The sequence below is a fragment of the Dysgonomonas sp. 216 genome, assembly GCF_010501065.1.
In the GTDB taxonomy this organism is placed as follows: Bacteria; Bacteroidota; Bacteroidia; order Bacteroidales; family Dysgonomonadaceae; genus QVMM01.
This window is the reverse complement of record NZ_QVMM01000019.1, coordinates 19,811-42,974: the sequence shown is the minus strand read 5'-3', so window position 1 is coordinate 42,974 and position 23,164 is coordinate 19,811. Positions and strand designations below refer to the sequence as shown.

At 36.3% G+C, this 23,164-nt stretch carries 39 protein-coding genes; 5 read left to right on the top strand and 34 right to left on the bottom strand.

Features of this window, described 5'->3' with window-relative positions:
* Positions 1 to 25: 25 nt before the first annotated feature.
* From D0T53_RS11095 to D0T53_RS10960, 29 genes are all read right to left on the bottom strand, one after another.
* On the bottom strand, positions 26 to 577 hold the full coding sequence (locus D0T53_RS11095; RefSeq protein ID WP_163267868.1) for a hypothetical protein: 552 nt from the start codon (positions 575 to 577) through the stop codon (positions 26 to 28).
* 10 nt (positions 578 to 587) lie between these two features.
* Positions 588 to 944, bottom strand: a complete 357-nt coding sequence (locus D0T53_RS11090) for a hypothetical protein (RefSeq protein WP_163267866.1) — start codon at positions 942 to 944, stop codon at positions 588 to 590.
* Positions 945 to 976: 32 nt separating this feature from the next.
* Positions 977 to 1,108, bottom strand: a complete 132-nt coding sequence (locus D0T53_RS13645; protein WP_255489440.1) for a hypothetical protein — start codon at positions 1,106 to 1,108, stop codon at positions 977 to 979.
* Between the two features lie 93 nt (positions 1,109 to 1,201).
* Positions 1,202 to 1,636 carry a hypothetical protein gene (locus D0T53_RS11085; protein ID WP_163267864.1) on the bottom strand — a complete coding sequence of 145 codons (435 nt, stop codon included), beginning with the start codon at positions 1,634 to 1,636 and terminating at the stop codon, positions 1,202 to 1,204.
* Positions 1,624 to 2,097, bottom strand: a complete 474-nt coding sequence (locus D0T53_RS11080; protein ID WP_163267862.1) for a hypothetical protein — start codon at positions 2,095 to 2,097, stop codon at positions 1,624 to 1,626. Before D0T53_RS11080 ends, D0T53_RS11085 begins: the two co-directional genes overlap by 13 nt.
* A 65-nt stretch (positions 2,098 to 2,162) precedes the next feature.
* Positions 2,163 to 2,900 carry a hypothetical protein gene (locus tag D0T53_RS11075; RefSeq protein WP_163267860.1) on the bottom strand — a complete coding sequence of 246 codons (738 nt, stop codon included), beginning with the start codon at positions 2,898 to 2,900 and terminating at the stop codon, positions 2,163 to 2,165.
* Complete coding sequence (locus D0T53_RS11070) at positions 2,897 to 3,532, bottom strand: hypothetical protein (RefSeq protein ID WP_163267858.1); 636 nt, start codon at positions 3,530 to 3,532, stop codon at positions 2,897 to 2,899. Before D0T53_RS11070 ends, D0T53_RS11075 begins: the two co-directional genes overlap by 4 nt.
* 8 nt (positions 3,533 to 3,540) lie before the next feature.
* Positions 3,541 to 4,374, bottom strand: a complete 834-nt coding sequence (locus D0T53_RS11065; RefSeq protein ID WP_163267856.1) for a hypothetical protein — start codon at positions 4,372 to 4,374, stop codon at positions 3,541 to 3,543.
* Entirely contained in the window at positions 4,371 to 4,565 is a 195-nt protein-coding gene (locus D0T53_RS11060) for a hypothetical protein (protein ID WP_163267854.1), read from the bottom strand. The genes D0T53_RS11065 and D0T53_RS11060 overlap by 4 nt, the downstream gene beginning before the upstream one ends.
* The gene (locus tag D0T53_RS11055; protein ID WP_163267852.1) at positions 4,562 to 4,741 is read right to left on the bottom strand and encodes a hypothetical protein; all 180 of its coding nucleotides are present in this window, start codon (positions 4,739 to 4,741) and stop codon (positions 4,562 to 4,564) included. The genes D0T53_RS11060 and D0T53_RS11055 overlap by 4 nt, the downstream gene beginning before the upstream one ends.
* Positions 4,742 to 4,752: 11 nt before the next feature.
* Positions 4,753 to 6,786: a DNA cytosine methyltransferase gene (locus D0T53_RS11050; RefSeq protein WP_163267850.1), complete on the bottom strand. Its 2,034-nt coding sequence runs from the start codon at positions 6,784 to 6,786 to the stop codon at positions 4,753 to 4,755.
* A gap of 184 nt (positions 6,787 to 6,970) precedes the next feature.
* Positions 6,971 to 7,450, bottom strand: coding sequence for a DNA N-6-adenine-methyltransferase (locus D0T53_RS11045; protein WP_163267848.1), 480 nt, complete (start codon positions 7,448 to 7,450; stop codon positions 6,971 to 6,973).
* A 1-nt stretch (position 7,451) separates the two neighbouring features.
* A complete protein-coding gene (locus D0T53_RS11040) occupies positions 7,452 to 8,042 on the bottom strand; it encodes an ATP-binding protein (RefSeq protein ID WP_163267919.1) in 591 nt (196 codons plus the stop codon).
* Between the two features lie 70 nt (positions 8,043 to 8,112).
* On the bottom strand, positions 8,113 to 9,066 hold the full coding sequence (locus D0T53_RS11035) for a hypothetical protein (RefSeq protein WP_163267846.1): 954 nt from the start codon (positions 9,064 to 9,066) through the stop codon (positions 8,113 to 8,115).
* 69 nt (positions 9,067 to 9,135) lie between these two features.
* Positions 9,136 to 9,888, bottom strand: coding sequence for a hypothetical protein (locus D0T53_RS11030; RefSeq protein ID WP_163267844.1), 753 nt, complete (start codon positions 9,886 to 9,888; stop codon positions 9,136 to 9,138).
* 60 nt (positions 9,889 to 9,948) lie between these two features.
* Positions 9,949 to 10,380, bottom strand: coding sequence for a hypothetical protein (locus D0T53_RS11025; RefSeq protein ID WP_163267842.1), 432 nt, complete (start codon positions 10,378 to 10,380; stop codon positions 9,949 to 9,951).
* Positions 10,381 to 10,475: 95 nt separating this feature from the next.
* The gene (locus D0T53_RS11020; RefSeq protein ID WP_163267840.1) at positions 10,476 to 10,949 is read right to left on the bottom strand and encodes a VRR-NUC domain-containing protein; all 474 of its coding nucleotides are present in this window, start codon (positions 10,947 to 10,949) and stop codon (positions 10,476 to 10,478) included.
* 2 nt (positions 10,950 to 10,951) lie between these two features.
* Positions 10,952 to 11,386, bottom strand: coding sequence for a DUF1367 family protein (locus D0T53_RS11015; protein ID WP_163267838.1), 435 nt, complete (start codon positions 11,384 to 11,386; stop codon positions 10,952 to 10,954).
* A 2-nt stretch (positions 11,387 to 11,388) separates the two neighbouring features.
* On the bottom strand, positions 11,389 to 11,802 hold the full coding sequence (locus tag D0T53_RS11010; RefSeq protein WP_163267836.1) for a single-stranded DNA-binding protein: 414 nt from the start codon (positions 11,800 to 11,802) through the stop codon (positions 11,389 to 11,391).
* A gap of 5 nt (positions 11,803 to 11,807) precedes the next feature.
* The gene (locus D0T53_RS13455; RefSeq protein ID WP_185152997.1) at positions 11,808 to 12,575 is read right to left on the bottom strand and encodes a Rad52/Rad22 family DNA repair protein; all 768 of its coding nucleotides are present in this window, start codon (positions 12,573 to 12,575) and stop codon (positions 11,808 to 11,810) included.
* Positions 12,562 to 13,512, bottom strand: coding sequence for a hypothetical protein (locus D0T53_RS11000; RefSeq protein WP_163267834.1), 951 nt, complete (start codon positions 13,510 to 13,512; stop codon positions 12,562 to 12,564). The genes D0T53_RS13455 and D0T53_RS11000 overlap by 14 nt, the downstream gene beginning before the upstream one ends.
* 1 nt (position 13,513) lies before the next feature.
* Entirely contained in the window at positions 13,514 to 13,894 is a 381-nt protein-coding gene (locus D0T53_RS10995) for a hypothetical protein (protein ID WP_163267832.1), read from the bottom strand.
* A 526-nt stretch (positions 13,895 to 14,420) separates the two neighbouring features.
* The gene (locus D0T53_RS10990) at positions 14,421 to 14,903 is read right to left on the bottom strand and encodes a hypothetical protein (RefSeq protein ID WP_163267830.1); all 483 of its coding nucleotides are present in this window, start codon (positions 14,901 to 14,903) and stop codon (positions 14,421 to 14,423) included.
* A gap of 20 nt (positions 14,904 to 14,923) precedes the next feature.
* The gene (locus D0T53_RS10985; protein ID WP_163267828.1) at positions 14,924 to 15,397 is read right to left on the bottom strand and encodes a hypothetical protein; all 474 of its coding nucleotides are present in this window, start codon (positions 15,395 to 15,397) and stop codon (positions 14,924 to 14,926) included.
* Between the two features lie 24 nt (positions 15,398 to 15,421).
* Entirely contained in the window at positions 15,422 to 15,727 is a 306-nt protein-coding gene (locus tag D0T53_RS10980) for a winged helix-turn-helix domain-containing protein (RefSeq protein ID WP_163267826.1), read from the bottom strand.
* 25 nt (positions 15,728 to 15,752) lie between these two features.
* Positions 15,753 to 16,004 carry a hypothetical protein gene (locus D0T53_RS10975; RefSeq protein ID WP_163267824.1) on the bottom strand — a complete coding sequence of 84 codons (252 nt, stop codon included), beginning with the start codon at positions 16,002 to 16,004 and terminating at the stop codon, positions 15,753 to 15,755.
* A gap of 181 nt (positions 16,005 to 16,185) precedes the next feature.
* The gene (locus D0T53_RS10970) at positions 16,186 to 16,470 is read right to left on the bottom strand and encodes a hypothetical protein (RefSeq protein ID WP_163267822.1); all 285 of its coding nucleotides are present in this window, start codon (positions 16,468 to 16,470) and stop codon (positions 16,186 to 16,188) included.
* Between the two features lie 11 nt (positions 16,471 to 16,481).
* Positions 16,482 to 16,700, bottom strand: a complete 219-nt coding sequence (locus D0T53_RS10965; RefSeq protein ID WP_163267820.1) for an AlpA family transcriptional regulator — start codon at positions 16,698 to 16,700, stop codon at positions 16,482 to 16,484.
* Between the two features lie 5 nt (positions 16,701 to 16,705).
* The gene (locus tag D0T53_RS10960) at positions 16,706 to 16,924 is read right to left on the bottom strand and encodes a hypothetical protein (RefSeq protein ID WP_163267818.1); all 219 of its coding nucleotides are present in this window, start codon (positions 16,922 to 16,924) and stop codon (positions 16,706 to 16,708) included.
* 160 nt (positions 16,925 to 17,084) lie between these two features.
* Here D0T53_RS10960 and D0T53_RS10955 point away from each other — a divergent pair, with 160 nt between their 5' ends.
* From D0T53_RS10955 to D0T53_RS10945, 3 genes are all read left to right on the top strand, one after another.
* A complete protein-coding gene (locus D0T53_RS10955; protein WP_163267816.1) occupies positions 17,085 to 17,726 on the top strand; it encodes a LexA family transcriptional regulator in 642 nt (213 codons plus the stop codon).
* 6 nt (positions 17,727 to 17,732) lie between these two features.
* The gene (locus D0T53_RS10950; protein WP_163267814.1) at positions 17,733 to 18,221 is read left to right on the top strand and encodes a hypothetical protein; all 489 of its coding nucleotides are present in this window, start codon (positions 17,733 to 17,735) and stop codon (positions 18,219 to 18,221) included.
* A gap of 193 nt (positions 18,222 to 18,414) precedes the next feature.
* A complete protein-coding gene (locus tag D0T53_RS10945) occupies positions 18,415 to 18,675 on the top strand; it encodes a hypothetical protein (RefSeq protein ID WP_163267813.1) in 261 nt (86 codons plus the stop codon).
* Positions 18,676 to 19,296: 621 nt separating this feature from the next.
* Here D0T53_RS10945 and D0T53_RS10940 read toward each other — a convergent pair.
* Genes D0T53_RS10940 through D0T53_RS10920 form a run of 5 tightly spaced genes read right to left on the bottom strand, consistent with a single transcriptional unit; the run spans position 19,297 to position 21,092 of the window.
* On the bottom strand, positions 19,297 to 19,599 hold the full coding sequence (locus D0T53_RS10940; protein ID WP_163267812.1) for a hypothetical protein: 303 nt from the start codon (positions 19,597 to 19,599) through the stop codon (positions 19,297 to 19,299).
* Between the two features lie 9 nt (positions 19,600 to 19,608).
* A complete protein-coding gene (locus D0T53_RS10935; protein WP_163267810.1) occupies positions 19,609 to 19,998 on the bottom strand; it encodes a hypothetical protein in 390 nt (129 codons plus the stop codon).
* Between the two features lie 6 nt (positions 19,999 to 20,004).
* A complete protein-coding gene (locus D0T53_RS10930; RefSeq protein ID WP_163267808.1) occupies positions 20,005 to 20,415 on the bottom strand; it encodes a hypothetical protein in 411 nt (136 codons plus the stop codon).
* Between the two features lie 9 nt (positions 20,416 to 20,424).
* Positions 20,425 to 20,754 (bottom strand): hypothetical protein, encoded by a 330-nt coding sequence (locus D0T53_RS10925; RefSeq protein WP_163267806.1) that lies wholly within the window; start codon positions 20,752 to 20,754, stop codon positions 20,425 to 20,427.
* A gap of 26 nt (positions 20,755 to 20,780) precedes the next feature.
* A complete protein-coding gene (locus D0T53_RS10920) occupies positions 20,781 to 21,092 on the bottom strand; it encodes a hypothetical protein (protein ID WP_163267804.1) in 312 nt (103 codons plus the stop codon).
* 183 nt (positions 21,093 to 21,275) lie between these two features.
* On the opposite strand from D0T53_RS10920, the gene D0T53_RS10915 reads away from it, so the two are divergent.
* Both D0T53_RS10915 and D0T53_RS10910 read left to right on the top strand, forming a co-directional pair.
* The gene (locus D0T53_RS10915) at positions 21,276 to 21,854 is read left to right on the top strand and encodes a hypothetical protein (RefSeq protein WP_163267802.1); all 579 of its coding nucleotides are present in this window, start codon (positions 21,276 to 21,278) and stop codon (positions 21,852 to 21,854) included.
* 11 nt (positions 21,855 to 21,865) lie between these two features.
* Positions 21,866 to 23,161, top strand: a complete 1,296-nt coding sequence (locus D0T53_RS10910) for a hypothetical protein (protein WP_163267800.1) — start codon at positions 21,866 to 21,868, stop codon at positions 23,159 to 23,161.
* The last annotated feature ends 3 nt before the right edge of the window (positions 23,162 to 23,164 follow it).

Below are 23,164 nucleotides of genomic sequence, written 5' to 3'. Positions count from 1 at the left end.
AACTAAGTTTCCGATTCTTAATTCATTATTTTTCATATCTCCTATAATTAAAAACTTTTTTATTAATACCTTCTCTGCGAAATATAGAGTTGAATATATATCTTTCTGTCTCAATATTTGTTTCCTGTGGCTCAGCCAGTTTTATAATTTCGACCTTACCATCTTTTACATACAACAATCCCCATTTATCAGGGAGATCATTCTCTTTTATTACGCCTTCAGGACAACAATAGTATTTATAGTTCCCAACTGATCCATACCAATCAACCCTACATTTTTTATCTTTGTCTTTCAAAAAGTCTGATCGGGAAACCTTTATTTCAATCATTGTCGAATACTGACAATTCCAACCGAAAACATCTGTATTTTCCCATCCTTGTGTAACCAATTCAACAGTAGCATAATCAGCATAAGGTTTCGATTTACTCCATCTCCCTTGTAACCATTTAGCAGCTATACAACAAAGATTATGATGAGTAGTGTTGTCAATTTTACGTTTCACTTTTATAGGTTTCTGTTCCAATTCAGGCTCAGGATATTTATTCCTTACATTTGGTCGCTGTCCTCTCATTCCCATATCAATCTAATTAAAAAGGTAAATCATCATCATTGCAGGGCGTGTATGGTTGCAATGGTTTATATTCAGGTTTCTTTTTGAATTTCTCTCGAACCCTTCTTACTGGTATGGAATTTAATCTTCGGGTGAAGAGGTGATACAAATTGTTGATCCAGTATTTAGGATTGTACCATTTGAGATACCAACCTCTTCCAAGTTCAGTTCTATCATACAGGAGATACAGAATATCTTTAGCTAGTGATCCGTATTTAGTAGATTTATGTTCGATATATCCTTCTATCAATGGTGCATGAGGAATAGGATTCTTGAAAGGAACAGATTTATATGGCTGATGAAAAGTGTATTTGCCAAACTGATATTTCTTCAAGATAACATAGGTAGGCAAATGATACCATCCATCTATACAATATCTACAACAATCTTCATACCTTTTTGAATACCATGTATATCCAACATATATACCTGATCCTCCACAGCACCGGCATTTCTTTCCCTCCAAGAACTGAACATCATCGGAGAAGTATCTGCCATATTTTTCCAGTATCTTATTCTTGATAGCATAGAAACATTTACTACTTGAATATGTATTGGCGTGGAAGAGTAGCCATGAGAGTATTAGCTTTTTCATTGTTGTTCGTCTTTCCTTTGCCATACTTCACTTTCCAATACGTCAGCTATCTTTAGAAACAAAGTAAGTATCATGCTTGCTTGATTAATTGAATCTACATTATGTGGAGACAAGCTGACTTCTCCTTCATAAACGCCAAATCCATAACTTGTATCAATATCAAGACCACAGGCGTTACCAGGAACACTAATATGTTCGCAACCCCACTCACCCCATTTTACTCTTAGCCAAAATTTAGGATCTGTCTCAATATTACCATATCCATGATTTTTCAATATGTCAGCACCCATATTGTGAATGAGATTATCAATCTTTTCCTGATTCAATCCCGACTGAGAAACTGCATCTTTCCATTCCTGAGTGAGAACTATATTAAAAGAACATCCACTCATCTGATCCCTGACAGGATACCAACCTTTTATTTTGTACATAGTTCCTCTTTTATTTGGTTAATAAATACACTCCATGCTTCAACCCAAAAACGTTTGAACTGAGGTGTAACATCTTTGGTGCATGTAAAGTCGGCAGCATCGAAGAAAGAATATAGTTTGTCGCAATCATTCCATACTTTATGATGATACTCGTGAACCGATGAACAATCCTCTAGAGAATCTACTTCATCAAATAATTCTTTTGCATCTGCTTTTGATAAGCCCCATTCTTTTTGATGGTATTTTATTTGGCTTCTCATTGATTTTAGAGTTGCATCAAGGTCAAACCAATCATCAGCACCAAACTTTGTAGCCGTATATTCCATTTCCAATTTGGTTAGGAACACTTTAAAAGATGATCCGCAAGCACCCCAATAGTTTTGCCAACTGCCATAATCGGATGCAATCTGAATACGTCCAGTATTGCCTTCATAGGCCAATGTTATATCTGCCCAATACATTCCAGACTTGTGTCGGATCTTGTATAATTCACATTGACTTTTGCTTATTGTAAATTCTGATTTTTCTATACACATGGCTTTACTTTATTTGGATTATCAGTTAATTCGTAGTCATATACCCATACGAAAGGGTTGCTCTCCCATGTTCCCTTGCCATTAATCCTATTGATTAGATCGGCATAGGCTTCTACTGGTGTGTCGAATAGTTGTTCGGATAGGTCATTTAAGTATCGGAAACCTTTGGTGCTATCTTTTAGATCCATTTCTCGCCTTTCAATTCCTTCTTTGTAGCAATCCTCTTCGGATATATCTTGTAGATGTTCAGCCCGAACTCCTGTAATTCGGATGAATAATCGAGCAACTGATGAGTGAAGAAACAGCTTGTTAGTCCATCCTGATTTTGATTTTTGTAACTGAAGCATCAGACTATCAATAGTCTTTCGGGTGATGAAATTACTTTTGTTAGTGAAATCTACATATCTCTTGTAATGTTTCGAGGATATACTATACTTGTAATGCAGATGATAAGCATTGTCAGTAATCCTTTGGACTGAAACAGGTTCTTTCAAAAAAAGAATATCTCCTACTTTGTAGTTTGGCTTCGCAGCATCACTACTTAGATGTTTCCCATCTGTGAATAATAATTCTCCAATTCTTTTACATTCTTCGTCAGAATATAATGCAGTTATTCCGGGTAAAGTCTCTTTATATTTTTGAGGAACTTCTACGATTCTCCTTGTTTGGGTTTTTACCCTGTCTGATGTTCTCCTGTGTAGCGGAGGTATAAAACATATTCCTTTCATTGTTCCTGAATTTTAGAGGTGAGATAATTGAACTTGTCTATGAATGCTTTGTAGGCATCATCGGTAGTGAGATATTTGACGAAGTGATCCTCATAATGTTTTTTACGTCCAATATCCATAGTATCGTAGAACACACCTGCCTCAATATCCTGTACTTTATTATCAAAGAATTTCACTTCTTGTCCATTTTTATGAGGATCTATGCCATACTTTCGATAAATTGCTTTCTGTATTTTCTTTTCGATAAGTACAAAATTTGGAAGTAGATTCTTTATCGGTTTTATCATGTCGCCAGTATAGGCTTCGGAGGCATCGTGTAGCAATGCTTCAAGTCTTAGCTTATAACACGATTCACCATGATAACTTCTTGTATATTCTTCCACCAACAGACTGTGTTCGGCAATGGAAAAGAACTTTGGGGAGAAACCTGAGAAATGAGGTTTATATGCCAGTCCTTTTGCTATATCTACAATGTCTATCATATCGGATGTCGGGTTGAGAATATTGAATTTCTTTCGGGTGAAAGTTCTGAAGCATCCATCGGTTTTAATTCCGGCTTTGTGCGTTACTTTGGCTAGTTTGACTGATATATTCAGTAGCCATATACATAATTTGTTTCTTAATTTTTCCATTGGTTTTATTATTTGAATATGTTATAATCTCGTGTTACACATACTGAAGGCAAATTCTCTCTCTTGATACCTGCTTGTTCCAGTAAGCCATCTTTGAAATAGACCTTTGAATTTCTGTCTGATGTATAGGATATTACATTGTTAATGAAGTTTTGAGCATCAGTAACAGAATACTTCTTATTGCTCATTAATCCAATTTTATATAAATCACATATTCCTCCTGTTTGAAATATCATTTTCCAACTACTGTCAAAGTCGATGATAGGCTCAATGGATGCGAAAGTTTTATACCCTGATCTGTGTAAACTAGCCATTGTTTCAATACGTTCCTTATTAGTAGATGCACTCTGTTCAAGCTCATCATGTCCTGTAATAGTAAATCCAAATGCAATCAGATCTTTTTTATGAATACTGTTTCCATAAGCGTTGAATACTCTATTATGCAAATTCGAATAATCTCCACGAGTAGCACACTTTGATAGAATTTTTACAGGGACATCGTGATTAAGACAGATTCCAACTGCATAACTTGTCATAATAGTTACCATACCACTTAGCATAGGATCTGTTGTAAACGAAAAGAATAATCCATGTTCCCGAAGTTCGGATAGGTTTTGTTTTAGTTCCTTCTCAAATAGTTCCAAAGCATGATCCTCATTTCGGAAACAACTTTTTAGTTTCGGTTCTGTACTCCATACTGAACTCATTACACCTCGTTTGCAATAACAGTAGCTACAATCATTCGAGCATCCTATATATAAGTTACACGCCCATTGACTATATTCTCCGGCTTTGCCTGAAGGATTATATATCGCTTTTCCTTTGAATTGTTTTGCTGTCATAGTTCCAGTTTTTCTACTACGTCCTCAAATTCAGGACAGTTTTTCAACTCTGTATGCCCTTGAGATAGACAATACTTAATAAATACTCTAGCTTCTGCATCATTTAATGTTTTTCCTTTGTTGGTAACAATTAAATTTCCTAAACTCCTGTTCTTATGGAAATCCAACATACCCTGTAAATCTGCATTCATAATTTTTCTATTTGTTCTGTTGTATAATCTATCAGTCGTTTAACTCCTGCTGCTTTTTCCGCTATATGTTTCCAATCCTTATTTTGGCTCATCAGAATAATACAATCACTTTCCAGTTTGTTGTATTGCTGTTGATAGTCTGCAAACTGCATTTGCATTAGTTCCTTCATTCTCATATCCATATATTTTATGCTGCTTGTTGTTTAAGTTCAAGAAGTTTGTCGGCAAGGGATTCGCACATAACACGAGCCATATTGACTTCAACTGCATTGCCTATGAACTTCTTTTGATCTGCCTGAGTGCCTACCAATACATAATCCTTTGGAAAGCCCATTATCATCTTGAGTTCAGGAATATTGAGCATACGCATCTTGATGTCTATAATGCCATACAAAGCCATGAACTCTTTTATCTCTTTGGTTTTCGGTGAGTCGGTATCGTATATCTCATAAATGATAGTATCACCAACTATCTTGATGAATGATGGTATTGTCCGGGTATCATCGGTTGCTTCGATCAGGTATGGAGGCATCTTATCCATTCGTGCTATAAGTGTGAAGCATGGTGCATCGACACTACCACCTTTGCTCTTAAACTGAGGATTCATTAGATAGTGCCATTTTCTGTTCGCTGTGATAACAGGTGAAGGATCTTCGAGCGATGAGCCAACGTTTCCAAAATTGGTATTCATCAACCACTTATCGCATTGTACCAACTGATGTTTCGGATTGGTAGTAACTGTTGCAGCAGGTTCATTGATATTGGTAGGTGTACCATTTCCGTACTGCATATCCATAAAGTACAAAGGTTTTACTGCTGAGAAACGATACTTTGTCAGTAATGTAGGACATGGAGAGTTTATATCCTTCGGTTCGTCCTTATAGTTGTATGAGCAGAGGAACAGAGGATTAACCAATGCACAGGTATCTTTGGTACGGATTACAGGTGATGGGCATTCTACCGAGTGAACGTGTCCATTGCCATAGTAAGCAGAGAGGAAACTTTGTGCTGAGATCAAAGCCTGACTATCTTTTGTACGGATAGTGTGGGCAGGTTCGTCCACGCTGTAATTCTTCGTATCGGGTTTTCCTGAATAATACTTCGATATGAAATTTGTATTTACAACATAATGGTGACCCTTAGTCGTTATTGTTCCGGCAGGTTGATCCAACGATACATTTTTACTATCGGGATGCCCACTAAAGAACTTAGACAGGAAAGTAGTCTGTACAAGTCCTATCCTGTTCTGTGTGGCTACTGTCGGGCATGGTTCATCTACACTTGGAGGATTATGTTTGCCTGTATTTCCGTTCACAGAATTATATTTCATCAGCCATTTGTCTTTTCCTCCGGCAACGAATTTCACTAATCCTGACAGAATGCGATCAAGAGAGTTTTCTACCAAGTCCTTCGGTCTGTCGAATATACTTTTTCCTTCGTCTGAGAAATCCAAACATTCTTTTACAGGCTTCCACTTGAGAAGAGAGTCAAACATATTGTTAGATCCACCTTTGCAATGGGTAGGCTTAGGGAAAACGATAGGTAGTCCATCCTTAGCAAATATTCCAAAGAAACGTTTGCGACTGGTATATGCTCCAAAGTCAGCAGAGTTCAATATTCGATGATCGAAATCGTATCCGTAGGCTTTTACATTCGATACCCATTTCTGATAATGGATTCCGTTTGTTTTGGAGATCGGTTTTCCTTTCTCGTCCAAGTCGCCCCACGACATAAACTCTTCTACGTTCTCAATCTGTATGTAATCAGGTTTGAGAGCATCAATATATCTGAACAGATGTTCGGCAAGTGTTCGGCTATCAGCGTCTCGTGCCATGCCTCCTTTGGCTTTACTAAAGTTGGTGCATTCAAGACTAGCCCACAAGACAAGTTTTGCATTGGGATACTTTATACGCATAGCTTCTACATGGGCAATAAGCCTATCGAGTACCAACGTGCGTATATCTTCGGTAAAGTGAAGTGCCTCCGGGTGATTGGCTGCATGAGAAGCAATGGCATTGGAATCGTGGTTTACACATCCGATAACCTTTGCACACTTGATACCATTGGCTTTTCTGTATGCTATCTGTTCCTCGATAACACGATTGGACTTCTTTCTGTCGGAATAGGTCAATGATTTTGCATCTTCTACTCCTGTACTCGTTCCTCCTGCACCACAGAAGAGATCGACATAAATGAATTGTATTGTTGGATCTATTTTCATTTCAGCATATTATTTATTCGGATTATATAAGAAGTTGCAAAGTGGTCTGTACCAATTCCTGATATACGTTTCAATTCAGGTACAGTAAGCATTCTTATACTAGATTCAGGGTGATTGACTTGATGTTGTCTGATGGCTTCGAGATTATGATTTATTCGAGCCAATGTTTTATTGCTTAATTTTTTCATAGTTTAATTTGTTTGATACTTTTAGGTAATATGATGTTACTATTGTATATGGCTAAACAAGAAGAGAAAGGAGCAGTAAACTCCGCACCAACAAATCTTATTCTACCTTCATAATATTTTACATCAGCTTTTCCAATTACATATTTATGCCACCATTTAGCCGAAGATGATACTGGAATTAGTGCGACAACAGTAGAGCCTTTTAAACTCTCTAAGTAGCATTTTTCCATCCATAAGTCTATGTTTCCTCTGCTATATGGAGGATTACAATAAACTATATCATTACTCCAATCTTGTTCTAAACCATTCTCTTGTTCTGTAAAGAACTTTTCACATAATGCTGATTCAATCTCACTACATGGATCAAGGGTAAAATTGAACAGATCGAAATAATTATCAGGATATTGTTTCAATATCACTAAATCATCAGCTTTGTAGGCTGTTATTTTTCCAAATATTTCAGGTTGTATAATCATTTTATTTTCTTCTTGATTCTCCTGATAGAGTTAATACATTGAAACTTTTGAATCTATCTACCAATCGGTTTCCGAAACGTTCTTTGAACTCATCTACTGTGAGGTTCGATGTCATGTGATACTTGATATGATGTTGTTGGTATATCTCGTATCGGGCGTATAAGAACTCGTCAATAACTAATTCTAAGTCTGTTCCGTAGTGCTTTTGATTCTCCACCTCAAGTCCGATGTCATTGAGGCAAACATTGAATGGGTTTCCTTCTATCGATCCGCTTCCAGTAGATTCATTGTAAGTGTACCTATCGATATGTCCATTCATTTTGTAGTAGTTCATCATCTGAGTTACAGACAGGTTATGAAAATGATTGCTGTTACCTGTGAGTTTCAAATAATCCGAGAATACTTGCATATCGATTGTTTTTCCTGTTCCGGGTTCTCCTATCAGTAAAAGGTTTTTATGTATCTTGTAATCCTCGCCATCCTCTTTAAATACATCCTCTGCCAGTTTACTGTTGTTGAAATAGTACAGGAGAAAGCGAAATATCTTTTTGTTATGTTCATCAAATTCAAACTCCCGAAATTCTCTGCTCATGTAATTATTTCCTAGCATCCCGATGAATTGTGCGTGCCTCTCGTACTCTGCCTGATCGGACAGGTCGAACTCAGAAACGCTTTTTATAGTCCTTAGATGCCTCTTCTGAAGATTGAGAGACTGATCCATTGTCAATATTTTGCTCTGACGTTCCATAATTTCCTCCTTTCTGTTTTCTTCTTTCTTGTTCTTCTGCTTTGGCACGAGCCACGATTTCATTGAATTGACTGAAAAGGATGGAAACACTTAGTTTCTTTTTAATCCATTCGTCCTTTACAGCTATGTTGATGAACATGGATAAGGCAGCCAGTATGTCGGTATTGCTCTCGTTGGATAATCCTTTTTCGGTACGTTGATGTTTCAGGGCATTGATAATATTTGTCATGTTGCCCCCATCTTTTCCTGTCCAATAATATTTTTCACGAGTTTCCCGGAGATAGCGAGCCTCGAATATTTTTCTTGCTTCGCTGTTGAGTTGGGTATCCTTATCCGATGGTTCAGTTTTTTTCTTCCTAGTAGATTTCTTTTTTGGTTTTTCTTCAACAACTATTTTTTCTTCAGGAGGACAATCGTTAGATTGTAAAGAATTATTATTTACATTCTTATCATTATTACATTCTATACATTCTTTAGGTGTGTTCAGTTGTTGTTCAGTTGTTGTTCGCTCGTTGTTCAGTTGTTGTCCAATTTCCTGTTCGCTTAGTTGAAATTCTGCCCAATTAGTTATTGTTATTAAGCGATTTACGTTTGATTTTTGTTGTTCGATTTGTTGTTCGGTTTTCTCGAAATATGTTAAGATTCTTTCAATTTTACTTTCATTAATTCCAGTCTCTTCAGCGAGTTGTTTTCGTCCAGTTGTAAATTGTCCGGGCTTGCAGAAAACAGGTTTTCCTCCAAACATTTCCTCTTTTCCAGTATGTGCAGCACTAATAAGCAAGTGTATCCACAAGTGTACTCTCTCTGAGTCTTTCTTGTAGTATGCTTTAGCTGCGATACTTCGATACAATTTTATCCAACCTTCCATGTATAAATAATAATATTAATATTAGCCCTGCTTCTATACAGGGGTAGGGCTAATAAGTGATGAGAATGATTATTTTTCGATGATTACAATTTCGGGAGCAATCTTTCTGATACTATCCAGTACCTCGTCAATGCGGTTATCCCTTTCATTGTCGATAAATTCTTTAGCAGCCGGAGATATAAGAGATAGTGATACCTCATTACCCGATACATGGGCTACAACTTCGACCTCCACAACCTGACGTGGGCTTCCTTTGAAGATCGGAAGATTCAAGTCGAATGCTTCAGGCAGATTGGATGTAACTTCTTGTTGGAATACATCTGATTTTGAGCCGCTCTGTTCCAGTTTCTTCTCAATATTGGAGTTCACCTTCGCTACGAAGTTTTTGAATGTGGAAACCAACGTCATATTGACTGAGCGTTCAGGGAAAAATGCACGATTCATCTTGAAGAACTCACCGAGTCTGATCGGATTCCATGTCTTGTTCGTATTGATACCGAACTCGGAGAAGATAGGATCTATTTCGAGTGTACCGGCAATTCGTGATCCTTCCTGATTGTTTTCGTCCGTAATGAGGATGATAGAGAATTGATCCCGATTGACAAGGATGTGGCATTTCTTCTGATTGATCTGATCTGTTTCGGATACACGTTTTTCGAGCCAACGAAGCGGTGAATCAATAGTACCATTGATATTTGTTACCACAGGATCTTTCGGATCGAGAGCCACAGGTGCTTCTCCATGACGAATTACAATCTCTACCGGCTCACCTTTATAACCTTCAGGAAGGTGTACATTTACTCCATTTTCAATTTCTGACATAATTGTTTACTTGTTAAAATGATTAATAAAAAACTTGATTAAATACTTGAGTATGGTTTATTATCCATGTGTACCTGTCATTCTGACTTCCATGTGTACTGTTTTCTGTAACTCATCGACAGTCAACGGACGGGAATAGATGAGCAGACCTTCACCATTGTAGAATCCGATCATTTTCGATTCTTCGTCAATAAAAGCGTAACAATTCTCTTCTACTTGTACTGTACGTTCTTTGAGTTCCTGAACAGTTTTCTTGTGGATATCTTCGAGAGGTTTCATCTCTATTTTGTAGGCATCATCGTAATCTTTTTTTTGCTGCCTCAAGTCGGCGATATTGATACTTACAGTTTCGAGTTGCAGACGTTTGTCTGATAGTTCCTGAGAAGAAAATTGTTTGTTGTATTTCTTCATTTCCACTTTGTCGCAGTTATCCCGGAGGAACTGTGGTCTTTTGTCCAATGGTACATCTGTACCTAACATTTGATCTAACATAATTTTGAAATTTTAAAATGAATTAATCTGTTTATTTACAGTCTCACATCTGAGACATATTTTCCACAATGTTTTACTTCAGTTGTTTCCATAATTCATCTGTAATTTGTTGTTAATAAATAATCTTTAAGAATTTCTATTGCTTGTGCTGCTGAGTAGCATACGACATATTTGTTTCCGGCAGCTTCTACTTGCTTTTGGAACTCAATCTGTTCGTCTGTCTGAGTATTCTTTCCTGCTTTGAACTCTATGTATAGTGAGTGATATTGATGATTAGCTATTGCCAAATGAACATCTGCTACTCCCGACTTTATACCGATGCGTTTTGCACGTTTAGGATCTCGCTTGCCTTCGTTACAGGCATGGTACAATAGTTTATCGAGTTTCGGGAAAAGGATGGCTGCGTTGAAAAAGAACTCAGCTTGTATATCATCCTCTTCATGCCCCATGATCCGTTTGGCTTTTGTTCCTTTCTCCTGATCCAGTTTTGCCGAGTAGCATTGTAGGCAAAGGTCAGATCCACGAACAAGGGCTGTCGATTTGCATTTGGGAGTAGCACAGGTTTTCATAACTAAAAATCCATTAAATGTTTTTCAAATTCTTCTTGCGATACATGGCTCAGGAAATGTTTGTAGAGAACATCCTTAACCTTTTCATATAAATCCCTGAACTCAAATTCATCCATTTTGTCGAACGAGATAGATTTTGCTTGTTCAATCCACTCCCTACGCTCTATGGAATATGCGATTTCGCAATGTCCAGCTGCTATTTCTAGCGTTTTTCGGAATATATCCATATCGTTTTTGAAGTGTTCAACAGATCGTTCCAACTGAAACTCCCACGCACATTTTATCAGAGCAAAATACTTTTTGTGTAACTCGTAGTTACGAGGAAGCCTTATTGTAACTTTATATACTTTCCCGATTGTCAGTTTAAGTTTATTGTCATAATCGGAATCATCCATCGGAACTAATCCACGCATTGTATTTTTGCAGTATATGTCCATAATCAGAATGGTAAATCATCACCCGGATGCGGTGGGGTACTTTGCTGATTTGATGAAGTATTTGTATTGTCATTGCTCTCAGGCTTACGTCCAAGCAATTCCAAATTATCTGCGTATATCTCAGTTACATATCGTTTGATACCATTGTTATCATCATAGGTTCTACTTCTGATTTTACCTTCGATATATACCTGCCCTCCTTTTCTCACAAACTGTTCAGCGACTTTAGCCAGTCCTCGCCAACAAACTATATTATGCCATTCGGTACGATCAGGTATTTGAGTGCCATTGGTTGCTGTATATCCTCTTTCTGTTGTTGCTATGGAAAATGTGGCAACCGAATTTCCATTGTCAAAATATTTTACGTCAGGATCTTTACCTACATTTCCGATAAGAATTACTTTGTTTACTGCCATGATTTTTATTTTTTAGGGTTTAATGCTGCACCAAGTATATCAGCAGCTTTGTTATTATCATCTTCTGTCTTTTTAGCCAGTAGTTCAGATTTTTTGTTGTCTTTTTTCAGGATAATGAGATCGTGAGTTTGTAATGAACGATACATACTCCAAATACCTTTGAGTTCTTCTATCGATTCACACTTGTCAATTTTTTCAGAACATTCCTGAATTAACTCTGTTTCTGTTTTCGGTTGATTCTCTTTATTATCAGGACTTTCATTTCCAACGACTTTAGGAAATCGATAACGTTCTTTTCCAAATGAGTCTGAGATTACCAGTTTTGAAATCTTATCTTCCTCATATTCGACTTCAGAAACAGAAAAATCAGTTTTGCAGTAATATTTCCCATTCTTTTCATTGATCTCATTTGCCTCAAGGTTCACCCAAATAAAAGGTGCTGTGTATAGTTCACGCCCGATACCCCAATTCACACAGGCTCTCTTGAAACTATCCGAAGCATGACCTTTCTCTTTTTCAGTATTACTCTCTTTTCCTGCATCTTGCTTACTGATCCATTGCTTTTTTGTATTGTCCCAAATGGATACTGAACAGAATAGGTTTCCATTGACCTCCTGATGGGAACGTTGCCAACCATCCGTGCCATAGGTTTCGTCAAGAATACGCTGATCGCAACGAGCATCTTTGTATATCAGCAATACACATCCGTTTTGTCTTACAGTCTGAGTTCGCACTTCGATTTCATGTGCAAATAATGTTCTAGGCTTTTCCATCTGTTTTATCTTTTATTCTGATGTTTATATATGCTTTCCTTTTCTCTGTACGAGCAAACTTTTTGTAAAGTCGTGGATGGCTTTTCTTAAACTGTGGTGTATTGAATTTCAATGATTCTCCGGAAGATACATAGGAAATATCCATATCTGGAAGAGAGATTTTGTTGATATTGTTTTCCTGCATTGCTTGTAACAGGTTTTGTTTGAATGACTCAACATCCTGTTCTGCTTTCTTTATTGATAATATCTTAGCATGGATCTGACTGATAGCCTCGTTCAATTCTTCAGGTAAATTTTCAGCCTGAATTATTGTTCCGGCTTCGTATTGAAACCTGTCCAGTTCTTTTTCGACAACATCTATCCCTTTTTGTATATCATCATAGATGGATTCATCAAATGTTATAGATTGCAGAGTAAGTTGTTTGGGATTAAATTCACTATGCTTATCTTTTGTGTGATAGTGAGCCAAGAATAATTCGACAGTAACATCCTGATTCCTGTAAATGTGCTTGAGTATCCACCAATGCCAACACAGTTGAGCCTCGTATTTTTTGATGGTTTTCTGTAAATCATCATTAACAGCTTTCACTTCAAACCATATTATTCTATGAGGCTGTTTGATTTCAATATCGATATGATTAAAGCATTTGAAACGATATGGAAGATCATCTACCTGATAGTATGGATTACTTATTACCTCATATTCGGGGTAAGTATTTTTTACTGTCTCGTATATGGCATTTTCTATATAATCTCCATACTTAGTCGATTTTGTACTAAACTCTTTTTGTTCAGCCTGTCCTAGCATTACAGCAATACGTTTTTCTGCTGTTTTATTCAGCTTGCCATTTCTCCCTACCGATAGTAATGTTGCTGCATCGGAAGATCCGAAACCTATACTGCGAGAGTTTATAATATCTGATTTATAATTTTCCATATTAATAGTGTGTATATATGCCCATTCCAAACTGAGTCAGACTTTGATCTTCTTTTATCTGTTCCTGTTGTATTCTTCGTTCTTTAGCATATTTGGTGAATACCGGCATGATTGTATCTTCGAGAGTGCATTTGAGTGCAAAAGAGTCTCTGTCCATAGAGTAGTGATGTATCCGATCCTGTACTGTAACTTCTTTGACATATAGTGTTTCGCCATGACCTGCAAAATCAACATATACAGGAAAACCAAGAACAGTATCATCAAAATCCCAATCTTCGGATATAGGGTTATACAGATGTTTTTCGACAGCTTCAACTATCGCTTGCATTTCTTCTCTTGTCGTATCACAGTTTATAATATGCTGCATTGCTAATACTTTCATGATCTTTACTTTTTATTCGATGTTATAATCACAAGCAGGATTATTATTTGAGTTTGATTCAGTTTCTTTATTGACATGGCTTTTGTTATGTGAAATAGAATGTTTTACCACTACCTGATCCGAATTTCTGTTGCTTGATTGTTGTTGCAAAAGGGAAATCCTCTTTTGGTATCTTATCCAATGCTTCTTTTATCGGAGCAGCATTCGTGAAAAATTTGTATTCAACACCATCGTGTTTGCCTTTGCTTTTCTAATCGGAGTTTTTGGTTTCCCTACTAGCACCTTTTGATTTGTTATTTTCCACCGAGAGGTGAGGTTTTTGCCTTTCAATTTCATTAGTTGTTTCTCACGACTCGGCATATTAGAAGTAAAAAATTCTCTTCTTCTCTCGCTGTTTGAAACATTGTTATATTCTGAGCATAGGTGAGAACTGCTACCTGCATTCGCATTCGAGTTATCGTAATTCGAATCATTGAAGGTGAAAGCTGAAGGAGAGCAATCTCAAAGGCAAACAACCTATATTATTTTATCTGAGTTGAATATCTTTCCAAATGTCCAAGAACTGTTTTGCACAGTATATTGCTAATGCTTCGCTTTTAAAGCAAAGGCGAGAACCGCTACCCGCAAGCGCATCCGAGTCATCGTAACACGAATCATAGAAGGCGAAAGCCGAAGGAGACATAATGAACCATGCTATCCACTTTCTTTCATTACCATTATCCCAATCGGGAGTCCACCCTTCGTTAAGTGCTTCTGCTATAACTGACATCTTGTATTGAGCCACGAAATATGCTCTCATATCTTCTGGTACATCTGAGAAGTCCGGCACATTTGGTCTTCCTGTTTCTGTTAAGGCATCCTCGAATGTTTTAATGCGATCTCTCACATCCTGATTTTGGAATACTTCTTTTCCGTAAAGGTTTTCAAGTAATAACTTCCCATCTTTGTCTGCACTTCTATGTGCTTTGAGTGCATTTACTTTGCTGACTTTTAGTTCTGTTATACACATACGTTTTATGATTGATTTGATTAGACAATAAATTCTCTCCATAGGTCAAGGAATTGTTTTCCTGCATAGTCAGCCAGTTCGCTTGATTTAAAGCAAAGGCGAGAACCGCTACCAGCAGCCGCATACGAGCGATCGTAAGACGAACCATCGAAGGCGAAAGCCGAAGGACTTTCATTGTGATAGAACCACGGATACCATCTATCTTCATTGTCATAAACTTTGGCTACCCATCCCTCATTCAATGCTCTTACTACTTGAGTGAGTTTCAGATAGGCAATGTCATTCTTATTCATGCCTAGTTTCTTACAGGCAACTTCATCTACCGGACTTTCACCTAGTTCGGCACAAACATCCTCATAGGTTTTAATTCTGTCAATTACTGATTGTGAGAAAAAGTCTTTTCCGAAGTTTTCTGCCAATAATTCTTTCATTTCATTAGAGCCAGTCTTATACAGGCTTCTAGCTTTTTGATCTGATAATTGTAATGTTCTCATATTTTTATATTTAAAAAGTGATTGTTATTTAGTGGATATGACTAGCCTATGTCCTTCGCCATGTACATTGATTATCGAAACATTTTCGATAGGCTTTAAATGCTTTCTTAGTTTTGTTATGTACACATCCATTGACCTAGAATTGAAATAGTCGTTGTTTTTCCAAATTTTGAGCAATACATCTTCACGTTTAGATATTGTATTTACGTTATCGCTCAGAAAATCGAATAGTTGTGATTCCTTTGTCGTTAGTTTGATTTCGTTTCCGTTTACTATAAGTTTTTGAGTAAGTGTATTGAACGATAGATTTTTGCATAGATTCTTTACCATAATTGTATTTTTTAATGATTAGTATTTACTTGGCATTAGCAAGTTCTTCGGCTTTGCGTATTTTGTTTTCGATCTGTTTGCCTGACAGTTCAGGGAACTTCTCTTTGAAAAAGGCTACCTGTGCTTTGTGGATATTATCACGACTGATATAGTTTCCAAGATCGAACCTCATTTGGTGTCGATCTGCACCTGTATCCCTGTCCATTTGGATATTGCCATAACTTCCTAGATAGAAGTATGTGGCGTTGTTGATCCGGCGTGGCATTCTAAAATCCATATCAATCTATTTTTGAGGTTCTTCGATTTTGTTTGCCAGTCTCACAGCATTGCCTAAATTGAGCAGAGTAAAAGTATAGTAGGAAAACATAGTGATAAATGAATCTCCTGTGTACTCAGCACAGCATAGTATCAAGCTGATAATGAAGTATAATCCGATTAGTAGTTCTTTCTTTTTCATCTTAGATTTCTATTAAGCTGTTTAACAATCCTTTGTCTTTACATTTATTCATTGCTTCGATGAAATAATAGGGAGCGTTATGTAATGCGGTTTGCCCACTATATCCTTGCTTCCAAAACTCTGAAATCCAATCTTCGACAGTCATATTTTTATCTATCTGATACTGATCGAATACTTTGTTTATCTCGGCACATTCTTCATACAGTTCGTTTATCTCGAATACGTTTCGTACACAGAGAAGGACATATCCACCATAGCTGAGTAATATCTGTTCAAAGAGATTCATAGAGCATGGTTTTAGAGGTTTGCTTCTACCTGACTCTCAAAGTATTTCTCTACGGCATCCTTTCGATACAGGCGTTTGCCTCGAAAGCGTATAGTTTCACCATCTTCGGTAAAATTGCCCTCTTGGACAATCCTGTGAAGTGTACTACTGGATATGCCTAGCTTGTCCATCGTTTCCTGACGAGTGAAGTAACCTTCGGGGGCATTCCTTGTTTTTGTTTTCTTGTCCATGAGAATTATTTTAACCGGGTTACTTTAACTTCATCGACTAGACCTTTTTCAGAGGTTTCAAACAGATAGGCTTCATTGTTTAATCGAGATACTGCTGCTCGTATTCTATTTGCACTTATATCACGAGTTTTAATGATTACCGAACTGCCTAGAGATATAGCAAGCAATGTTGCTCGAACATCGACTGTTTTCTTTAGTGTCGCTTTTTTTGTTTGGGTATTCATAATTTTTACTACTTTAGCTTTATTGTTGAAAAAAGCACGTTTGTAATTACTGTTATAATTATCATAATGCAATATTAGCACGAATATGCTAAACAAACAACCTTTAAATGTTAAAAGTTAGCATAATTATGCTATTTAGAATCGTTCTAAATTATTAATTATGGAAAATAATATTATCACTCGGATTAAAGAAGTATGCAATGATAAGCTGCTTAGTGTAAATGAACTATCAAAGCAAATCGGTGTAGCACAAAGGACAACGAATAGTTATCTGAATGAAGGTCGAATGCCTAGTGTTGAGTTTATACTAAAGTTATCTAGCATATTTAAGCTAAACGCAAACTGGCTTTTGAGTGGAGAAGGCGAAATGTATATGGACAATACTCCTATTTTACTTGATGAAAAAGTAAAAGGGGCTATTCCTTACTATGCAGATCTACCAGTATCAGCAGGTCAAGCAGGGTTATCTCAAATTGCAAATGAGGAAAAGCCAACCGGTTATATGTCTATCCCAAATGTATCAGCAGAAAGGATATTCCCTGTTATTGGATGTTCTATGCTTCCTCGAATAAAAGCAGGGGATGTGATCGGTGTGAACAGGGTTAATAGATGGGAAAGGGTAGAACCCGATAAGATATACATGATTATCACAAACGAAGAACGGATGTTGAAACGTTTGAGAATAGATAATGAGGATAATGATATTCTGTGGTGTGTGTCAGATAACTATCAGGAGTTTAAGATATATAAAAGTGAAATAATTAATATATTCCATGTAGTCTATCATGGGGAAATGTTGTAGATGATTATGAAAATAATAGTTTTTGCTTCATTATTATTGATGATCTCCTCTTGTGTTGATAAAAGCCAAAACAATAAGCAAATTCCATCAAATAATATATCAGATAAACGCCATGCTGTCACCGAGTATATAAACAAGACCTACAAATTAGACAATGACACTATCTATACTGATTTAGATGGGGAAAACTTTACACTTAATCTCAATAAATACTATCTTATATCAATATTAGATCTGATTGTTGGTGCATCTGGAAACTTAGAAAAGATAAAAAGTGGAAAATTTGATTTTTATATAGATGGAAATATTGTATCAGTTTCAATGAGTAAGGATATATCTTCTATTACGCTAGATAATAATGAATTGCATTATTTATTATTTCAAATTACGAATATTGACAAAAAAGAAGATAAGTATTTGGACTTATACAATATAGAAGCTAAAGGGATTGATTTTATAAGCGAAAATTATTTTTATGAAAAGGCAAAATATTAAATACACATTACTCTCTTTATTAGTAATATATTTATGCGTAATACTCTATTTGTTAGCCCTAAATGGCAGGTATGATAGATTGGCAAATGAAGTCGTATTGGACAAATGGAAAAAGGAAGTAATAAGAATAGGTTCAGATGAGTTACCATTAAAATATAATGGAGAAACTATTAAACAGAAATGATCTTTCCTCATGCAAATAAGTGAAGCTGTATATTTAGCCTTTGATACAATACTGGATGATGAAGTCTCTGTGGCAGATATTTCGTGCCATATAAAAACATTTATACCTGATTATGAGGATGTGGATATTGAAGTTATCAGCAAAAGAGTAAGTTCTTATCTCTCAAGGAATATAAACTCAAAAAGTCCTCTTTATAAAAGAGAGAAGCAGGGAATCTATAAAAGGAGAAAAAGTTTCCGGCATCTACAAAATAAAAATGCCCTACTGTGAAGTAAGGCATAGTCAATTCATAGAATGAATGTGGCATCATCGTATTAAAAACAATCTAATCTTTCTGTCAATATCTTCAAATAGCTAGTCATATATCCTAGTTATTGAATCATACGTATCTGTTCTTGCCTATCTATTGAAGCAAACTTTTCAGAGTTTATAAATGGCTTTAGCTTATCTATTTTCTGGGCTAATTCTGACGCTTCATCAAAGACTCTTTGTTGGTAGTCTGGAATTTCAACATCTGACGTGATAAAGTCTATTCTTACAGAGATAAGCTCTCCATTAGCCTGATCTTTATATTCAATACCTTTTACTTTGTATAGGTTAATCCCTAGATGATTTGGTATTGCTGAAATAAAATTGTCATTTTCTTTAATTAGCTGTTCTGTTGTCTTAAATGTAGTTCTCGTATTCTATTCTATTTTTATGTGATTATAATTTCTAGGTATTCCGCATCCCATCTTCCAATTATCACAGACTCTATCTGTGAGTAGAATGTCTTTTCCTGTACGTTTACATCTATGCCGATAATTTCTTGATTCTTCACCATTCTTTTTCAAAGGATGATAATAACCGCAATAGATACAGTCTTTGCACTTAGCAGGTCTTGATGGGTATTCAATTATTGCCATGATTATGATATTTGTTAATCTCTGAATTTACGAATAATAAATACTCTTTGTGCTTATCGATCATTTCCTGAAACTTATCTTCAATCCTGTAAGAAAACTCATAAGATCCGGCAGGAAGAGGAAGTATTTTACTCTGATGTTTCTTCCATTCTTCTACAAAAACATTTATATCAGGTACGCTCGCTGTATCTACAATAAGAACAGGCATTCTGAACATTGTTTCTAAATCGGCAATCGTTTTTACTAGATTGTCTTTTAGTTTTTCGAGGTGATGTAATGTACTATCCATAGTTGATTATTATCGAATTATATTTCCTGCGTTATAATCATAAGAAAGATAGCTTTGGTCTACTCTGAGTAAACCTTTCTCACTTGTAATCTTAATCAAGTTCTCAAAGTTATTTCCCTTATAAGCCACACATCTATTGATGACAATAGTAGACAATATAAGTAAATCCCGGTCGAATTTGACTGTATGCTTTTTCCTATCTATGTATTGATAGCTTGGATTTTCTATATTGAACTCAACAAATCCGTCTTTTCCTGCGTCTATGATTGCATTCTCAATGACACGCATTAAATCGTATTCAGTACCGCCAAATATTACCTTTGTGTTTACAGGTATATATCCAGTAAAGTCTATTGCTCCTTTAATTTGAATTTGAAAATATTCTACAGTATCGTCCATTGTCTTTTATTTATAATAATTATATGGTAATTCTTTATTATGAAATGTAGTGTATCCGAGTTCTATACCTGTGGATGGCATATCTTCCATAAGAAGGAATTGTTTCTGTTTTAATTTATCGACCAGAATATATTGATGTATCCCTGCCGGTTCAAAGTAAAGGTTACGTAACTCGAAGCGTTCATGTCGTACACGATCATCAATCACCTGTTCGGGGAGATAGCCACAGGATATAATTGCATCACGTAATTTTTGTTCTTTTAGCTTCCTTATCTTCTCATCAAATGCAGATTGTACGCACGGAATAGGAGCATCTATCTTCGACATAGATAAGTATTTAGAGCCTAATTGTTGCATACACTCTTCAGCAGTTACTTGCTTGTTGTAAAAGTTGATGAAAGATTGATCGTTTGTCATAAGTTTATCCTATTTAAGTTGCTCTCTAACATATTCGTCAAAGTCTTTTTGAGATATTTTATTCTCTATGTGAGAGATGACTTCCTCTGACATATATATTGTTGCGTGAGCATAGTGCTTAATAAAATCACATATTTCTCCAATAGACCTAAAGCAATATTGCTCTTCAATATTTCTAATATAATCTCTCTCTTTATGATAAGGGCGGGAAGTTTTTGCGATAGTATACATATGATACATATTTGATGATGTATTTATCTCAGTAATTACTCCCTGTACTGGAATCACAGTATTAATAATTACCCATATCTTATCTCCAATATTAAATTTTGTTTCCATTTCCATTAGCGTTTTATATTGAATTGTTATTCTTCTTTTGGTTTACCGAATAAATGAGCCAGTCCACCCATTAATATATTGGCATTATCTTGTTCTTCATCACTGACTGGTTTAGGAACTACCAGTTTTGATGCTTCAACATATAACTTACCTCTCAGGTATATTGGAGTTTTCTCATCTTTTAAAGCATTTTCCAAAATACTTACATTACCATCTAATACATCTGTGATCTTTACTTTAAGTTCAGCAGATACTTTATTTTTACTGCCCTTTTTTCTCCCTGCTTTATTATTTGTTTGTCCGGGTTTTAATCCTGACTTTCCTTTTGCTCCTGCCATAATCTGTTTTTGTAAAATATTCGTATCAACAAAAATAAGATTGATAGTTATCGTATTGAAAAACACAGGCAAATACTTTTCTATACACTCACTTGTATGTCTCATTAAGGTCATGTAAAAGACTCCCTAAATATTTTATTTGTGGCTCAACAGTAATCGAATAGAAATAAAACAGATATAGATATGATTGGTGCAGCAATAGGAGCAGGAGCAGGATTAGCTACTTCGATATTTGGAGGAAGTAAGGCAGCAAAACAGCGTAGGAAAATGGATCGCTACCTTAATCAACAGGATGCCGAAAATAAAGCATGGTATAATGCTAATGCTTTATCTGACTATACACAGCGAGCCGATACACAAAACCTGATGAAACAGTTGAGGGATACAATGGGTAAGCAGAATAAGATAGCTGCTAACACGGCAGTTGTTACAGGTGCTACTCCCGAACAGCAAGCAGTACAGAAGGAACAATCGAACAAAGTAATATCCGACACATTTGCAAATATAGGTGCTATGGGGCAGCAATGGAAGGATAATGTCACCGATAAATATTTGACAAGGAAAGATAATATTGCTCAACAACGTATGGGTATGATGGGACAAAAGGCTCAGTCATACGAGAACCTGATGAACTCAGGATTAAATATGATGAGTGGTTCGTTGGGTGGATTGTTAGGAAGTGGTACAGGTGCTACGGCAGGATCTTCGGGAGTAAGTGGATCGCTTGGCGGTTTAGGTGGATTATTGGGAGGAATTATTTAAAAGAGGGTGTTATGACAATATTAGAAGATATAGTAAATAAATATAACCAAAAGAAGGGCGCAAACTCTTTTCTTCCCATCAATGAACAGGACTTGGATACACAGGCTGATGTCTCTCCTATTGCTCCTGAGATAAAGAACGAACAGACTGCTCAGGAAAACAAGGAGGCTGAATCATCGAACGCTATGCCTACTGTGAAGTATCCGAATAAACCTGAGTCGATGAGCGATGGTGATTATGAGCACTTGATGAGTGTAGGTTTCTCTCCTGAAGCTATATCAAGTTATACAAAGCCTTATGATCCTTCAACCAATGGAAACTATCTACAACGAATATTTGAGGATTCCGTTCCCAAACCGACTGCACCTGATGAGAAGAAAATGAGAGGTGCTAGAATCGTTAGTGGTATTGGTGATGCTTTGGGCTTAATCTCTCAGATGGTGAGTGCCGGGAAAGGTGCATATATGAAAGAACGTGACTACAATAGCTCAGCCCTTGCACAGACAGCAGCAAAAGAGAAAGAACTATCCAACATCTATCTGCAACAACAGAACAAATATAACGAAGGATTCCATAACGCTCGGTTAAAAGACTTCCTGATGGGGCTTGAGAATCATAATAGAGAGAGAAAAGAACTTCAAGATATATTGACTAATAAGCATAAAATTTATGAAGCAAAACGTCAGTTTAACGAAAAAATGGAATACAATAAATCAGAGCAAGATAGAAAACAAACGAATGCTGACAGAGACTTTGATCTTAAAAGACAAAACACAGAAAGTCAAATAGATCAACGTAAGGCATCAGTTGCACAAGGGTGGGCACGTGTAGCGGATGCTAGGAATCGTACTTCTGCTTATGTAAAGAAAATGTCTTCGGGTAGTGGTGCTAATAGTAGCTATCAGATGATAATAGAAGCCAATCCGCAGGACAATCAGGCACAGACAGATGAACAACTAGGGGGCAAATTCCGAATGTTTGAAATGAACAAAGGTGAAGTGGATTACAACTCAAGAGCAGCGCTATTAGATACTGAGTTCTTAAAAGAGTATCCTCAATTTGACCGTAAACCCGGAATATTAGGTGAAGCCCCTAAAGCATTTACAGAAAAAGAGAGAACTGATATATCTGCTGCATATATAAAATATAGGTACGATAAACAGTTTGAAAATGCTTCACAATATCAATATCCTGTATATAACCCAACACCTCAATGGGGTAATAATTATGATTTTCTTCAACCTGATTATGATTCTGATAATGTAGAGGATGATGAATGGGGGCAATTTGAAATAAGTGGTTTCTAACAA

Coding starts and splice junctions, on each gene's coding strand:
- D0T53_RS11030 (WP_163267844.1), bottom strand. CDS start 9,888: ATGTCAGAAATTGAAAATGGAGTAAATGTACACCTTCCTGAAGGTTAT.
- D0T53_RS11065 (WP_163267856.1), bottom strand. CDS start 4,374: ATGACAGCAAAACAATTCAAAGGAAAAGCGATATATAATCCTTCAGGC.
- D0T53_RS10915 (WP_163267802.1), top strand. CDS start 21,276: ATGATTGGTGCAGCAATAGGAGCAGGAGCAGGATTAGCTACTTCGATA.
- D0T53_RS11010 (WP_163267836.1), bottom strand. CDS start 11,802: ATGGCAGTAAACAAAGTAATTCTTATCGGAAATGTAGGTAAAGATCCT.
- D0T53_RS11080 (WP_163267862.1), bottom strand. CDS start 2,097: ATGTATTGGGCAGATATAACATTGGCCTATGAAGGCAATACTGGACGT.
- D0T53_RS11020 (WP_163267840.1), bottom strand. CDS start 10,949: ATGAAAACCTGTGCTACTCCCAAATGCAAATCGACAGCCCTTGTTCGT.
- D0T53_RS10910 (WP_163267800.1), top strand. CDS start 21,866: ATGACAATATTAGAAGATATAGTAAATAAATATAACCAAAAGAAGGGC.
- D0T53_RS11035 (WP_163267846.1), bottom strand. CDS start 9,066: ATGGAAGGTTGGATAAAATTGTATCGAAGTATCGCAGCTAAAGCATAC.
- D0T53_RS11025 (WP_163267842.1), bottom strand. CDS start 10,380: ATGTTAGATCAAATGTTAGGTACAGATGTACCATTGGACAAAAGACCA.
- D0T53_RS10960 (WP_163267818.1), bottom strand. CDS start 16,924: ATGAATACCCAAACAAAAAAAGCGACACTAAAGAAAACAGTCGATGTT.
- D0T53_RS11040 (WP_163267919.1), bottom strand. CDS start 8,042: ATGAGCAGAGAATTTCGGGAGTTTGAATTTGATGAACATAACAAAAAG.
- D0T53_RS10955 (WP_163267816.1), top strand. CDS start 17,085: ATGGAAAATAATATTATCACTCGGATTAAAGAAGTATGCAATGATAAG.
- D0T53_RS10950 (WP_163267814.1), top strand. CDS start 17,733: ATGAAAATAATAGTTTTTGCTTCATTATTATTGATGATCTCCTCTTGT.
- D0T53_RS11060 (WP_163267854.1), bottom strand. CDS start 4,565: ATGAATGCAGATTTACAGGGTATGTTGGATTTCCATAAGAACAGGAGT.
- D0T53_RS11095 (WP_163267868.1), bottom strand. CDS start 577: ATGGGAATGAGAGGACAGCGACCAAATGTAAGGAATAAATATCCTGAG.
- D0T53_RS11050 (WP_163267850.1), bottom strand. CDS start 6,786: ATGAAAATAGATCCAACAATACAATTCATTTATGTCGATCTCTTCTGT.
- D0T53_RS10965 (WP_163267820.1), bottom strand. CDS start 16,700: ATGGACAAGAAAACAAAAACAAGGAATGCCCCCGAAGGTTACTTCACT.
- D0T53_RS10995 (WP_163267832.1), bottom strand. CDS start 13,894: ATGAAAGTATTAGCAATGCAGCATATTATAAACTGTGATACGACAAGA.
- D0T53_RS11085 (WP_163267864.1), bottom strand. CDS start 1,636: ATGTACAAAATAAAAGGTTGGTATCCTGTCAGGGATCAGATGAGTGGA.
- D0T53_RS10925 (WP_163267806.1), bottom strand. CDS start 20,754: ATGGAAACAAAATTTAATATTGGAGATAAGATATGGGTAATTATTAAT.
- D0T53_RS11055 (WP_163267852.1), bottom strand. CDS start 4,741: ATGAGAATGAAGGAACTAATGCAAATGCAGTTTGCAGACTATCAACAG.
- D0T53_RS11045 (WP_163267848.1), bottom strand. CDS start 7,450: ATGATTATACAACCTGAAATATTTGGAAAAATAACAGCCTACAAAGCT.
- D0T53_RS10930 (WP_163267808.1), bottom strand. CDS start 20,415: ATGACAAACGATCAATCTTTCATCAACTTTTACAACAAGCAAGTAACT.
- D0T53_RS11000 (WP_163267834.1), bottom strand. CDS start 13,512: ATGGAAAATTATAAATCAGATATTATAAACTCTCGCAGTATAGGTTTC.
- D0T53_RS11015 (WP_163267838.1), bottom strand. CDS start 11,386: ATGGACATATACTGCAAAAATACAATGCGTGGATTAGTTCCGATGGAT.
- D0T53_RS11075 (WP_163267860.1), bottom strand. CDS start 2,900: ATGAAAGGAATATGTTTTATACCTCCGCTACACAGGAGAACATCAGAC.
- D0T53_RS13455 (WP_185152997.1), bottom strand. CDS start 12,575: ATGGAAAAGCCTAGAACATTATTTGCACATGAAATCGAAGTGCGAACT.
- D0T53_RS10920 (WP_163267804.1), bottom strand. CDS start 21,092: ATGGCAGGAGCAAAAGGAAAGTCAGGATTAAAACCCGGACAAACAAAT.
- D0T53_RS10980 (WP_163267826.1), bottom strand. CDS start 15,727: ATGGTAAAGAATCTATGCAAAAATCTATCGTTCAATACACTTACTCAA.
- D0T53_RS11070 (WP_163267858.1), bottom strand. CDS start 3,532: ATGGAAAAATTAAGAAACAAATTATGTATATGGCTACTGAATATATCA.
- D0T53_RS10945 (WP_163267813.1), top strand. CDS start 18,415: ATGCAAATAAGTGAAGCTGTATATTTAGCCTTTGATACAATACTGGAT.
- D0T53_RS10990 (WP_163267830.1), bottom strand. CDS start 14,903: ATGTGTATAACAGAACTAAAAGTCAGCAAAGTAAATGCACTCAAAGCA.
- D0T53_RS10935 (WP_163267810.1), bottom strand. CDS start 19,998: ATGGACGATACTGTAGAATATTTTCAAATTCAAATTAAAGGAGCAATA.
- D0T53_RS10940 (WP_163267812.1), bottom strand. CDS start 19,599: ATGGATAGTACATTACATCACCTCGAAAAACTAAAAGACAATCTAGTA.
- D0T53_RS10970 (WP_163267822.1), bottom strand. CDS start 16,470: ATGAATCTCTTTGAACAGATATTACTCAGCTATGGTGGATATGTCCTT.
- D0T53_RS13645 (WP_255489440.1), bottom strand. CDS start 1,108: ATGGCAGATACTTCTCCGATGATGTTCAGTTCTTGGAGGGAAAGAAAT.
- D0T53_RS10985 (WP_163267828.1), bottom strand. CDS start 15,397: ATGAGAACATTACAATTATCAGATCAAAAAGCTAGAAGCCTGTATAAG.
- D0T53_RS10975 (WP_163267824.1), bottom strand. CDS start 16,004: ATGGATTTTAGAATGCCACGCCGGATCAACAACGCCACATACTTCTAT.